The following is a 12,964-nucleotide window of genomic DNA, read 5'->3' as shown; positions in this document are numbered from 1 at the left end:
TCGAGCCGATGCTGGTGGAAGGCAAGGCGATTCAGCTGCACCCGTTGGTGTGTGAGGCGTTCAACGCCGATTTCGACGGTGACCAGATGGCGGTGCACCTGCCGCTGAGTGCCGAGGCGCAGGCCGAGGCACGGATTCTGATGCTGTCGTCGAACAACATCCTGTCGCCGGCGTCGGGCCGTCCGCTGGCCATGCCGCGACTGGACATGGTGACCGGGCTGTACTTCCTGACCACCGAGGTCGACGGCGACACCGGTGAATACCGGCCCAGCGCCAACGACCGGCCGGAGACCGGTGTGTACTCCTCGCCGGCCGAGGCGATCATGGCCTCCGACCGTGGCGTGCTGTCGGTGCGGGCCAAGATCAAGGTGCGGTTGACGCAGCTGCGTCCGCCCGCCGAGCTCGAGGCCAAGCTGTTCGGCGCCAACGGCTGGCAGCCGGGCGAGGCCTGGATGGCCGAGACCACGCTGGGCCGGGTGTTGTTCAACGAGTTGCTGCCGCTGGGCTACGCGTTCGTGAACAAGCAGATGCACAAGAAGGTGCAGGCCGCGATCATCAACGACCTGGCCGAGCGTTACCCGATGATCGTGGTGGCGCAGACGGTCGACAAGTTGAAGGACGCTGGGTTTTACTGGGCGACCCGAAGCGGCGTCACGGTGTCCATGGCCGACGTGCTGGTTCCGCCGCGTAAGCAGGAGATCCTCGACGCCTATGAAGCCCGCGCCGACAAGGTGGAGAAGCAGTTCCAGCGCGGTGCGCTGAACCATGACGAGCGCAATGAGGCGCTGGTGGAGATCTGGAAGGAAGCCACCGACGAGGTGGGTCAGGCGCTGCGGGAGCACTACCCGGTCGACAACCCGATCATCACGATCGTCGACTCGGGCGCCACGGGTAACTTCACCCAGACCCGCACGCTGGCCGGCATGAAGGGTCTGGTGACCAACCCGAAGGGTGAGTTCATCCCGCGTCCGGTCAAGTCGTCGTTCCGCGAGGGCCTGACGGTGCTGGAGTACTTCATCAACACCCACGGCGCGCGAAAAGGTCTGGCGGACACCGCTCTGCGGACCGCTGACTCCGGCTACCTGACCCGTCGTCTGGTGGACGTGAGCCAGGACGTGATCGTGCGTGAGCACGACTGCCAGACCGAGCGCGGCATCGTCGTCGAGTTGGCCGAGCGTCAGCCCGACGGCACGCTGATCCGCGACCCGTTCATCGAAACGTCCGCCTACGCGCGGACGCTGGGCACCGACGCGGTCGACGGCGACGGCAACGTCGTCGTGGCGCGCGGTCATGACCTGGGTGACCCGTCGATCGACGCCCTGCTTGCGGCGGGCATCACGCAGATCAAGGTCCGCTCGGTGCTGACCTGCACCACCGGCACCGGCGTGTGTGCGACCTGCTACGGGCGCTCGATGGCCACCGGCAAGCTGGTCGACATTGGTGAGGCCGTCGGCATCGTGGCCGCGCAGTCCATCGGTGAGCCGGGTACCCAGCTGACTATGCGGACGTTCCACCAGGGTGGTGTCGGTGAGGACATCACCGGCGGTCTGCCCCGGGTGCAGGAGCTGTTCGAGGCCCGCGTGCCCCGCGGCAAGGCGCCCATCGCCGATGTCACCGGTCGGGTGCGGCTGGAGGATGACGAGCGCTTCTTCAAGATCACCATCGTCCCGGACGACGGTGGCGAGGAAGTCGTCTACGACAAGCTGTCTAAGCGGCAGCGGCTGCGGGTGTTCAAACACGAGGACGGCACCGAGCGCCTGCTCACCGATGGCGACCATGTCGAGGTCGGCCAGCAGCTGATGGAAGGCTCCGCCGACCCGCACGAGGTGCTGCGGGTGCAGGGCCCCCGCGAGGTGCAGATCCACCTCGTCAAGGAGGTCCAGGAGGTCTACCGGGCGCAGGGTGTGTCCATCCACGACAAGCACATCGAGGTGATCGTGCGGCAGATGCTGCGTCGCGTCACCATCATCGACTCGGGCTCGACGGAGTTCCTGCCCGGCTCGCTGATCGACCGTGCGGAGTTCGAGGCGGAGAACCGCCGGGTGGTGGCCGAGGGCGGCGAACCCGCCGCCGGCCGTCCAGTGCTGATGGGTATCACCAAGGCGTCGCTCGCTACCGACTCGTGGCTCTCGGCGGCGTCGTTCCAGGAGACCACACGGGTGCTGACTGATGCGGCGATCAATTGCCGCAGCGACAGGCTCAACGGTCTGAAGGAGAACGTGATCATCGGTAAGCTGATCCCGGCCGGTACCGGTATCAACCGTTATCGCAACATTCAGGTGCAGCCCACCGAGGAGGCCCGGGCCGCGGCGTATACGATCCCGTCCTACGAGGATCAGTACTACAGCCCGGACTTCGGTCAGGCCACCGGAGCCGCGGTTCCGCTGGACGACTACGGCTACTCGGATTATCGGTAAAACCACCGGTAGTTCCCCGCTACCGATCGGTGCACAAGAGAAAGCCCCGGGTTCGCCCGGGGCTTTTTTCTGCTCGCAGCAGGGGCGGGCGGCGTCAGCACCGGCCACTAGACTGGCCGCCGTGCTGATCGGTTCACATGTGCGAACAGAGGACCCCCTCGCCGCGGCGCAGGCCGACGGGGCCGACGTCGTGCAGTTCTTCCTCGGCAACCCGCAAAGCTGGAAGAAGCCCAAACCGCGCGACGACGCCGCGATGCTGCGGAGTTCGGCCGTGCCGCTGTATGTGCACGCGCCGTACCTGATCAACGTCGCCTCGGCGAACAATCGCGTGCGCATCCCGTCGCGCAAGATCCTCCAGGACACCTGTGACGCGGCCGCCGAGATCGGCGCCACCGCAGTGATCGTGCACGGCGGCCACGCCGACGACGACGACATTGACGCCGGGTGTGAACGCTGGCGCAAGGCGATGGAGCGGTTGGAGACCGATGTCCCGGTGTATCTGGAGAACACCGCCGGCGGCGATCACGCCATGGCTCGTTACTTCGACACGATCGCGCGCCTGTGGGAGGACATCGGCGATACCGGCATCGGCTTCTGCCTCGACACCTGCCACGCCTGGGCGGCGGGGGAGGCGCTGATCGATTCGGTCGACCGCATCAAACGCATCACCGGCCGCATCGACCTGTTGCACTGCAACGACTCCCGCGACGCCGCGGGATCGGGCGCGGACCGCCACGCGAATCTGGGCAAGGGCAAGATCGATCCGGAGTTGCTGGTGGCGGTGGTCAGGGCAGCCGACGCACCGGTCATCTGCGAGACGGCCGACGCAGGCCGGAAGGGCGACATCGCCTTTCTGCGCGACCACATCAACCGCTAGCGTTACAGTACTTGTGCGGTTGTCGAAAAAATGTAACATCATTGGCATGCCAGACACTCATGTCGTCACCAACCAGGTTCCGCCGCTGGAGAACCACAACCCCGCGTCGTCGCCGGTGCTGATCGAGGCGCTGATCCGCGAGGGCGGCCAGTGGGGCCTCGACGAAGTCACCGAGCTCGGCGCCGTCTCCGGATCCAGGCAGACCCAACGCTGGGGTGAGCTGGCCGACCGTAACCGGCCGACTCTGCGCACCCACGACCGGTACGGCCACCGCGTCGACGAAATCGAGTTTGACCCGGCCTATCACGAGTTGATGTGCGCCGCGATCGAACACGGTCTGCATGCCGCGCCGTGGGCCGACGACCGCCCGGGTTCGCATGTCGTCCGCGCGGCGAAGACGTCGGTGTGGACCGCCGAGCCCGGGCATCTGTGCCCCATCTCGATGACCTATGCCGCCGTCCCGGCGCTGCGCTGCAATCCCGAACTTGCCGCCGTCTACGAGCCGCTGCTGACGAGTCGTCACTACGACCCGGAGCTGAAGGCGCCGGCGACCAAGATCGGCATCACCGCCGGCATGTCGATGACGGAGAAACAGGGCGGCTCCGACGTCCGCGCCGGCACCACCGAAGCCGCCCGCAACGCCGACGGCACTTATCGCCTCACCGGCCACAAGTGGTTCACCTCGGCGCCGATGTGTGACATCTTTCTGGTGCTCGCGCAGGCGCCCGGCGGGCTGTCGTGTTTTCTGCTGCCCCGGATACTGCCCGACGGGACCCGCAACCGCATGTTCCTCCAGCGGCTCAAGGACAAACTCGGCAACCACGCCAACGCCTCCAGCGAAGTCGAATACGACGGCGCCACAGCATGGCTGGTGGGCGAGGAGGGCCGCGGCGTGCCGACCATCATCGAGATGGTCAATTTGACCCGGCTCGACTGCGCGCTGGGCAGTGCGACCAGCATGCGCACCGGCGTCACCCACGCTATGCACCACGCGCAGTACCGCAAGGCGTTCGGCGCCTATCTGATTGATCAACCGTTGATGCGCAACGTGCTCGCCGACTTGGCCGTGGAGGCCGAGGCCGCCACCGTTGTCGCGATGCGGATGGCCGGCGCCACGGACAGCGCGGTGCGTGGCGACGAGACCGAGTCGCTGCTCCGCCGCATCGGCCTGGCGGCGACCAAGTACTGGGTGTGCAAACGCGCGACCCCCCATGCGGCCGAGGCGATGGAGTGTCTGGGTGGCAATGGTTACATCGAGGACTCCGGCATGCCGCGGTTGTACCGTGAAGCGCCGCTGATGGGCATCTGGGAAGGCTCCGGCAACGTCAGCGCGCTGGATACATTGCGCGCCATGGCAACTCGGCCGGAGTGCATCGAGGTGCTGTTCGACGAGCTGGCCAAGACCGCCGGTCAGGATCGGCGGCTCGACGCTCATGTCGAGCGGCTGCGGCCGCAGCTCGGCGACTTCAGCGATCTTGACACCATCCAGTACCGGGCGCGCACCGTCGCCGAGCACATCTGCCTGGCGCTGCAGGCCTCGCTGCTGGTGCGGCACGGCCATCCCGCGGTCGCCGAGGCGTTCCTGGCGACTCGGCTCGACAGGCAGTGGGGCGGCGCGTTCGGCACCATGCCCACCGGCCTGGATGTCGCCCCGATCCTCGAGCGGGCCCTGGTCAAGGGCTGACCGGCTCATGACGCGCGCCGGCGACAATGCAGAGCGAAGCGATGAGGAGGAGCGGCGCAATGACCCACGCGATCAGGCCGGTCGATTTCGACAATCTCAAGACGATGACCTACGAGGTCACCGGCCGGATTGCCCGAATCACCTTCAACCGGCCCGACAAAGGCAATGCCATCGTCGCCGACACCCCGCTGGAGCTGTCGGCGTTGGTCGAGCGTGCCGATCTGGACCCTGACGTCCACGTGATCCTGGTGGCAGGACGCGGCGAGGGTTTCTGCGCCGGCTTCGACCTCTCCGCCTACGCGGACCGCACTTCGTCAGCCGGCGGGACCGGCGCCTACCGGGGCACTGCGTTGGACGGTAAAACTCAGGCGGTCAACCATCTGCCGAACCAGCCGTGGGATCCCGTTATCGATTACCAGATGATGAGCCGCTTCGTGCGGGGCTTCGCCAGCCTGATGCACGCCGACAAGCCGACGGTCGTCAAGATTCACGGCTACTGCGTGGCCGGCGGCACCGACATCGCGCTACACGCCGACCAGGTGATCGCCGCCGCAGACGCCAAGATCGGCTACCCGCCGACCCGGGTGTGGGGGGTACCGGCCGCCGGGCTGTGGGCGCACCGGCTGGGTGACCAGCGCGCCAAACGGCTATTGCTGACCGGTGATTGCATCACCGGCGCGCAGGCCGCTGAATGGGGCCTCGCGGTCGAGGCGCCGGAAGCCGGGGAGCTCGACGAGCGTACCGAGCGTCTCGTCGAGCGGATCGCCGCGGTGCCGGTCAACCAACTGGTCATGGTGAAGCTGGCGCTCAACTCCGCGCTGCTGCAGCAGGGAGTGGCCACCAGCAGGATGGTCAGCACCGTGTTCGACGGCATCGCCCGCCACACACCCGAGGGACACGCGTTCGTCGCCGACGCGGTCGAGCACGGCTTCCGTGATGCGGTGCGCCACCGCGACGAGCCGTTCGGCGACTACGGCCGCCAGGCCTCACAGGTGTAGCCGGATCAGCCGATGCCCAGAACGCTGAAGCGCATGACTGCTCGGTCGGTGGTGCTCAGCGTGTTGCTCGGTGCCCATCCCGCCCGCGCCAACGTAGCCGAGTTGATCCGACTCACAGCGGATTTCGGTATCAAGGAGCCGACGTTGCGGGTCGCACTGACCCGCATGGTCAGCACCGGTGACCTGGTGCGATCCGCCGACGGCTACCGGCTGTCTGACCGGCTGCTGGCCCGTCAGCGCCGCCAGGACGACGCCATGCACCCGCGGGTACACGCCTGGCACGAACAGTGGACCACGCTGATCGTGACCAGCGTGGGCACCGACGCGCGCACCCGCGCCGCACTGCGGAACACATTGCAGCAGAAGCGCTTCGGTGAACTACGCGAAGGCGTGTGGATGCGGCCGGACAATCTTGACGCCGATCTGGACCCCGAGGTTCGTGACCGGGTCCGGATACTGCGGGCCGGTGATAAGGCGCCGACTGAGTTGGCCGGACTGCTGTGGGACTTGCCGCGTTGGATGCTGACCGGGCAGCAGTTGCTCGACCAGATGGCGGCCGCCGCTGACATGCCCGGCCGATTCGTGGTCGCCGCGGCGACGGTGCGCCACCTGCTCACCGATCCGATGCTGCCCGCCGAGCTGCTGCCGGCCGATTGGCCGGGCACCCGGCTGCGTGCCGCATACACCGACTTCGTCACCGAGCTGACCAGGCGGCGTGACCAGATCCAACTAGCGGAGGCGAGATGAGCGATCCCGTTCGGGTCGAACGCGATGGCGCGGTGACCACCGTCATCATCAACCGGCCGGAAGCACGCAACGCGGTCAACCGGCCCACCGCCGCCGCCCTGTACGAGGCGTTCCAACACTTCGACGGCGACGACCGCGCGTCCGTCGCGGTGCTCTGCGGCGACAACGGTACGTTCTGCGCGGGAGCCGATTTGAAAGCGTTCGGTACCCCGGACGCCAACGCCGTGCACCGGACCGGTCCCGGCCCGATGGGGCCGACCCGGATGGTGCTGAGCAAACCGGTGATCGCCGCGGTCAGCGGTTACGCCGTTGCCGGCGGTCTGGAACTGGCCCTCTGGTGTGACCTGCGGATCGCCGAGGAGGATGCGGTGTTCGGGGTTTTCTGCCGGCGCTGGGGAGTGCCGCTCATCGACGGCGGCACCGTCCGATTACCACGGTTGATCGGCCACAGTCGCGCGATGGACATGATCCTCACCGGTCGCGCCGTGGCGGCCGAGGAAGCGCTGGCGATCGGGTTGGCCAACCGCGTCGTGCCCAAAGGCCAGGCCCGCCGGCACGCCGAAGAGCTGGCGGCGCAGCTGGCCGCGCTGCCCCAGCAGTGCATGCGATCGGACCGGTCGTCGATGCTGCACCAGTGGGGGAGGCCGGAGACCGAAGCCCTCGACTTCGAATTCGCCAGTATCGCCCGGGTCGCCGCTGAAGCAAACGAAGGTGCCGGACGGTTCGCGGCCGGCGCCGGGCGCCACGGTGGGGCGGTGTGACGCCGTCAGCCCTTGTTGATCGTGTTGCTCTGGCCGAGGTTCTGGACCTTCGGGTCACCGTCTTTGTAGGTGATGGAGTTGTTCAGCCCCACCACGGTAAGCAGCTTGTCGATCTTGTCGAACGTGATCTTGTTGTCCGCCCCACCGATGCTCACACTCGAGCAGGTGCCCTTGACGGTCAGCGTGTTGTTCGAACCGCCCACGTTCAGCCCTTTGCCGTCGGCGCAGTCGAGGTCGGCCGTCGTCCCGAAGGACCCGTAGTTGAGGGTGTTGCCGATCTGAATCTGGGCAGTCGAGCTTTCCGGGGTCGAGGTTGCCGGATTCGCGCTGCTTGTCGCCGTCGAACTGGCCGCCGACGTGCTGCCAGGGGTGCCGGTGTTGTTCTTCTTGCTGCAGCCGGCCACTCCGAATGTTGCAGGCGTCAGTGCAACAGCCAGGACAATCGCCCCGGCCGCCCAGCTGCGGGCGTCGGTGATGTGCGGGCGCATGCTTCCTCGATTCGTTGGTGATCGGATTGCCGGCAGCAGGTCGGCTCAGGCCGGGGCGCGCATCAGAAAGCCTACGTAACTTTGCCGACGCGATGGCAGAGTTCGGCCATTTGTCGACGCCCGCCAGACAGCTGGCACGTTAGCGCAGCGAGGTTCAACTAAAGTTCTTCGCTGACCCCCATGTACACAGCGGTGTTGACCCACCCGGTCATCGCAACCGAAGGGCGATCGCCATGGCAGCTCAGCCGGAATCCCCGGGCGGCCGCTCGCGTGCCGGCGGACGCGCCGGGGCCCGGCCGGCGAAGCTGAGCCGCGACATCGTCGTCAACGCCGCCCTGACGTTTCTGGACCGCGAGGGCTGGGACGCACTGACGATCAACGCGCTCGCATCGCACCTCGGCACCAAAGGGCCGTCGCTGTACAACCACGTAGACAGCTTGGAAGACCTGCGCCGCACCGTCCGGATGCGCGTCGTGGACGACATCATCACCATGCTCGGCCGCGCCGGGGAAGGCCGTGCCCGAGACGACGCAGTGCTGGTCATGGCAGGCGCCTATCGCAGCTACGCCCATCACCACCCTGGCCGGTATTCAGCCTTCACCCGGATGCCGCTGGGCGGCGACGATCCGGAGTACACCGCGGCGACGAAGGGGGCGGCGGCACCGGTGATCTCAGTATTGTCGTCCTACGGTCTCGACGGCGAAGAGGCGTTTTATGCGGCGCTGGAGTTCTGGTCGGCGCTGCACGGGTTCGTCCTGCTGGAGATGACCGGGGTTATGGACGACGTCGACACCGACGCGGTGTTCTCCGACATGGTGCTGCGACTGGCGGCAGGGCTGCAGCTCCGCAGCACGCCCGCCGTGCAGCCCACCGGTGAATAGGGCAAGCTCGACGCCAGTCAACAGGCCGAGCCTGAATAGCGGCGGGGTCTGCGCCGCTTTGACCCGCGCGACCAGCGGCGGGTATTGTGAAGGTTCGTGCCTGGCGGCTCGAGGCGCCTACGGTGACCTGAGGCGCGTTCGCCGGGCCAATTCGCATGTCTATCACGCAACGGATGAGTCCGCGGCGAACGCATGCGACACACCCGGATGCGGGGTACTGCGCCTGGGCATAACTGCAGTACAGACGTATGACAGCGACACAGGAAGCCGGTAGATGCCAACCATTCAGCAGCTGGTCCGCAAGGGTCGCCGCGACAAGATCGGCAAGGTCAAGACCGCGGCCCTCAAGGGCAGCCCGCAGCGCCGTGGCGTGTGCACCCGCGTGTACACCACGACTCCGAAGAAGCCGAACTCGGCGCTTCGGAAGGTCGCGCGCGTCAAGCTGACCAGTCAGGTCGAGGTCACCGCCTACATCCCCGGCGAAGGTCACAACCTGCAGGAGCACTCGATGGTGTTGGTGCGTGGTGGCCGGGTGAAGGACCTGCCCGGTGTGCGCTACAAGATCATCCGCGGATCGCTGGACACCCAGGGTGTCAAGAACCGCAAGCAGGCGCGCAGCCGTTACGGCGCCAAGAAGGAGAAGGGCTGATGCCGCGCAAGGGGCCCGCGCCCAAGCGTCCGCTGGTCAACGATCCGGTCTACGGTTCGCAGCTGGTGACCCAGCTGGTGAACAAAGTTTTGATGCAAGGGAAGAAATCGCTGGCCGAGCGCATTGTATATGCAGCGCTCGAACAAGCTCGCGACAAAACCGGGACCGATCCGGTGATCACGCTCAAGCGGGCTCTGGACAACGTCAAGCCGGCCCTTGAGGTGCGCAGCCGCCGTGTGGGTGGTGCCACTTACCAGGTGCCCGTCGAGGTGCGTCCGGACCGGTCGACCACGCTGGCGTTGCGCTGGCTGGTGAGCTTCTCGCGGCAACGCCGGGAAAAGACCATGACCGAGCGTCTGGCAAACGAAATTCTGGATGCCAGCAACGGCCTCGGGGCCGCCGTCAAACGACGCGAGGACACCCACAAGATGGCCGAGGCGAACCGCGCCTTCGCGCACTATCGCTGGTAGAACGGGCGCTGTGTCCGGAGCCGCTGAGCGGCAAATCAGCGGTAGGCGCCCGAGGCCAGAAGACAGCTAACTAAGCAACCGAAAGAGTGGGAAGACTTCTGTGGCACAGAAGGACGTGCTGACCGACCTGACGAAGGTCCGCAACATCGGCATCATGGCGCACATCGATGCCGGCAAAACGACGACGACCGAGCGCATCCTCTATTACACCGGCATCAGCTACAAGATCGGTGAGGTGCACGACGGTGCCGCCACCATGGACTGGATGGAGCAGGAGCAGGAGCGGGGGATCACCATCACCTCCGCAGCTACCACCTGCTTCTGGAACGGCAACCAGATCAACATCATCGACACCCCCGGACACGTGGATTTCACCGTCGAGGTGGAGCGCTCGCTGCGCGTACTCGATGGCGCCGTCGCCGTCTTCGACGGCAAGGAGGGTGTCGAGCCGCAGTCCGAGCAGGTTTGGCGGCAGGCTGACAAGTACGACGTCCCGCGCATCTGTTTCGTCAACAAGATGGACAAGATCGGCGCCGACTTCTACTTCTCGGTGCGCACGATGGAGGAGCGGCTCGGCGCCAACGTCATCCCGATCCAGCTGCCCGTCGGCTCTGAGGGTGACTTCGAGGGCGTCGTCGACCTGGTGGAGATGAAGGCCAAGGTGTGGCGGGGCGAGACGAAGCTTGGCGAGACCTACGAGACCATCGACATCCCCGAGGAACTTCGGGAAAAGGCCGACGAATACCGCACCAAGCTGCTCGAGGCGGTCGCCGAGACCGACGAGGCGCTGTTGGAGAAGTACTTCGGGGGCGAGGAGCTGTCGGTCGAAGAGATCAAGGGTGCGCTGCGCAAGCTCACCATCAGCTCCGAGGCCTACCTGGTGCTGTGCGGAAGCGCGTTCAAGAACAAAGGCGTGCAGCCGATGCTCGACGCCGTGATCGACTACCTGCCCTCACCGCTTGACGTGCCGCCTGCCGTGGGTCATGCCCCCGGCAAGGAGGACGTGGAGGTCACGCGCAAGCCGTCGACCGACGAGCCGTTCTCCGCGCTGGCGTTCAAGGTCGCCACGCACCCGTTCTTCGGCAAGCTCACTTACGTTCGGGTGTATTCGGGCAAGGTCGACTCCGGATCACAGGTCATCAATGCCACCAAGGGCAAGAAGGAGCGGCTCGGAAAGCTGTTCCAGATGCACTCCAACAAGGAGAACCCGGTGGAAACCGCTTCGGCGGGCCACATCTACGCGGTGATCGGGCTGAAGGACACCACCACCGGTGACACGTTGAGCGACCCCAACGACCAGGTCGTGCTGGAGTCGATGACCTTTCCCGACCCGGTCATCGAAGTGGCCATCGAGCCGAAGACCAAGAGCGACCAGGAGAAGCTGAGCCTCTCAATTCAGAAGCTTGCCGAAGAAGATCCGACCTTCAAGGTGCACCAGGACGTCGAGACCGGCCAGACCGTAATTGGCGGGATGGGCGAGCTGCACCTGGACATCCTGGTGGATCGCATGCGCCGCGAGTTCAGGGTCGAGGCCAATGTCGGCAAGCCGCAGGTGGCCTACAAGGAGACCATCAAGCGGACGGTCGACAAGGTCGAGTTCACCCACAAGAAGCAGACCGGCGGGTCGGGTCAGTTCGCCAAGGTGCTCATCTCCATCGAACCGTTCACCGGTGAAGACGGTGCGACATACGAGTTCGAGAGCAAGGTCACCGGTGGGCGCATCCCGCGCGAGTACATCCCGTCGGTGGACGCCGGTGCGCAGGACGCCATGCAGTACGGCGTGCTGGCCGGCTATCCGCTGGTGAACTTGAAGGTCACTCTGCTCGACGGAGCCTTCCACGAGGTCGACTCGTCGGAAATGGCGTTCAAGATCGCTGGTTCGCAGGTGTTGAAAAAGGCTGCCGCGCAAGCCCAGCCAGTCATCCTGGAACCGATCATGGCCGTCGAGGTCCTCACTCCCGAGGAATACATGGGCGAAGTGATCGGGGACCTGAACTCCCGCCGTGGTCAAATCCAGGCCATGGAAGAGCGGGCCGGTACGCGCGTCGTCAAGGCGCACGTGCCGTTGTCGGAGATGTTCGGCTACGTCGGAGACCTGCGGTCGAAGACCCAGGGCCGGGCGAACTACTCCATGGTGTTCGACTCGTACGCCGAAGTGCCGGCGAACGTGTCGAAAGAGATCATCGCGAAGGCTACGGGCCAGTAACCTTTCCCGGTCACCCGCGGCACAAGTCAGAAACCAACACTGCTTAAACAAGCACCAACTAGTCCAGGAGGACAAAGAAGTGGCGAAGGCGAAGTTCGAGCGGACGAAGCCGCACGTCAACATCGGGACCATCGGTCACGTTGACCACGGCAAGACCACGCTGACCGCGGCTATCACCAAGGTTCTGCACGACAAGTACCCGCAGCTGAATGAGTCGCGCGCATTCGACCAGATCGACAACGCGCCCGAAGAGCGTCAGCGCGGTATCACGATCAACATCTCCCACGTGGAGTACCAGACTGAGAAGCGTCACTACGCGCACGTCGACGCCCCTGGCCACGCCGACTACATCAAGAACATGATCACCGGCGCCGCTCAGATGGACGGTGCCATCCTGGTGGTCGCCGCCACCGACGGTCCTATGCCGCAGACCCGCGAGCACGTGCTGCTGGCCCGACAGGTCGGCGTGCCTTACATCCTGGTTGCGCTGAACAAGGCCGACATGGTTGACGACGAAGAACTGCTGGAACTCGTCGAGCTGGAGGTCCGCGAACTGCTGTCCGCCCAGGAGTTCGACGAGGACGCCCCGGTGGTGCGGGTCTCCGCGCTCAAGGCGCTCGAGGGCGACGCGAAGTGGGTCTCGTCCGTCGAGGAGCTGATGGATGCGGTTGATGAGTCGATTCCGGACCCGATCCGTGACACGCAGAAGCCGTTCCTGATGCCCGTCGAGGACGTCTTCACCATCACCGGCCGCGGCACCGTGGTGACCGGTCGTGTCGAGCGCGG

At 65.8% G+C, this 12,964-nt stretch carries 11 protein-coding genes and 1 pseudogene; 11 read left to right on the top strand and 1 reads right to left on the bottom strand.

Annotation, left to right across the window (positions count from 1 at the left end; translation table 11 throughout):
* From WA317_RS08650 to WA317_RS08625, 6 genes and pseudogenes are all read left to right on the top strand, one after another.
* Nucleotides 1-2,417 (top strand): annotated as a pseudogene (locus WA317_RS08650) (DNA-directed RNA polymerase subunit beta'); the annotation flags it as partial.
* Between the two features lie 121 nt (nt 2,418-2,538).
* Nucleotides 2,539-3,294 carry a deoxyribonuclease IV gene (locus WA317_RS08645; RefSeq protein WP_425172637.1) on the top strand — a complete coding sequence of 252 codons (756 nt, stop codon included), beginning with the start codon at nt 2,539-2,541 and terminating at the stop codon, nt 3,292-3,294.
* Between the two features lie 46 nt (nt 3,295-3,340).
* Nucleotides 3,341-4,978 (top strand): acyl-CoA dehydrogenase family protein, encoded by a 1,638-nt coding sequence (locus tag WA317_RS08640; protein ID WP_425172636.1) that lies wholly within the window; start codon nt 3,341-3,343, stop codon nt 4,976-4,978.
* Between the two features lie 59 nt (nt 4,979-5,037).
* A complete protein-coding gene (locus WA317_RS08635) occupies nt 5,038-5,976 on the top strand; it encodes a crotonase/enoyl-CoA hydratase family protein (RefSeq protein ID WP_425172635.1) in 939 nt (312 codons plus the stop codon).
* Nucleotides 5,977-6,000: 24 nt separating this feature from the next.
* The gene (locus WA317_RS08630) at nt 6,001-6,723 is read left to right on the top strand and encodes a PaaX family transcriptional regulator C-terminal domain-containing protein (protein ID WP_425172638.1); all 723 of its coding nucleotides are present in this window, start codon (nt 6,001-6,003) and stop codon (nt 6,721-6,723) included.
* A complete protein-coding gene (locus WA317_RS08625) occupies nt 6,720-7,484 on the top strand; it encodes a crotonase/enoyl-CoA hydratase family protein (protein WP_425172634.1) in 765 nt (254 codons plus the stop codon). The genes WA317_RS08630 and WA317_RS08625 overlap by 4 nt, the downstream gene beginning before the upstream one ends.
* A 5-nt stretch (nt 7,485-7,489) precedes the next feature.
* Here WA317_RS08625 and WA317_RS08620 read toward each other — a convergent pair whose 3' ends face one another.
* The gene (locus tag WA317_RS08620; protein WP_425172633.1) at nt 7,490-7,972 is read right to left on the bottom strand and encodes a DUF3060 domain-containing protein; all 483 of its coding nucleotides are present in this window, start codon (nt 7,970-7,972) and stop codon (nt 7,490-7,492) included.
* 233 nt (nt 7,973-8,205) lie between these two features.
* Between WA317_RS08620 and WA317_RS08615 the strand changes: the two genes are divergently transcribed.
* The 5 genes from WA317_RS08615 to WA317_RS08595 form a co-directional block, all read left to right on the top strand.
* Nucleotides 8,206-8,853 carry a TetR/AcrR family transcriptional regulator gene (locus WA317_RS08615; protein WP_425172632.1) on the top strand — a complete coding sequence of 216 codons (648 nt, stop codon included), beginning with the start codon at nt 8,206-8,208 and terminating at the stop codon, nt 8,851-8,853.
* 274 nt (nt 8,854-9,127) lie between these two features.
* The gene (rpsL, locus tag WA317_RS08610; RefSeq protein ID WP_003923350.1) at nt 9,128-9,502 is read left to right on the top strand and encodes a 30S ribosomal protein S12; all 375 of its coding nucleotides are present in this window, start codon (nt 9,128-9,130) and stop codon (nt 9,500-9,502) included.
* Nucleotides 9,502-9,972, top strand: coding sequence for a 30S ribosomal protein S7 (rpsG, locus tag WA317_RS08605; protein WP_425172631.1), 471 nt, complete (start codon nt 9,502-9,504; stop codon nt 9,970-9,972). Before rpsL ends, rpsG begins: the two co-directional genes overlap by 1 nt.
* Before the next feature lie 100 nt (nt 9,973-10,072).
* Entirely contained in the window at nt 10,073-12,178 is a 2,106-nt protein-coding gene (fusA, locus tag WA317_RS08600; protein ID WP_425172630.1) for an elongation factor G, read from the top strand.
* Nucleotides 12,179-12,257: 79 nt separating this feature from the next.
* Nucleotides 12,258-12,964: GTP-binding protein (locus WA317_RS08595; RefSeq protein WP_425172629.1), on the top strand; the 707-nt coding region annotated here is incomplete at its 3' end.

Origin of the sequence: Mycobacterium sp., assembly GCF_049802695.1 — a bacterium.
In the GTDB taxonomy this organism is placed as follows: domain Bacteria; phylum Actinomycetota; class Actinomycetes; order Mycobacteriales; family Mycobacteriaceae; genus Mycobacterium.
The sequence above is the reverse complement of the archived record's forward strand: the minus strand, read 5'-3'. Positions and strand labels throughout refer to the sequence as shown.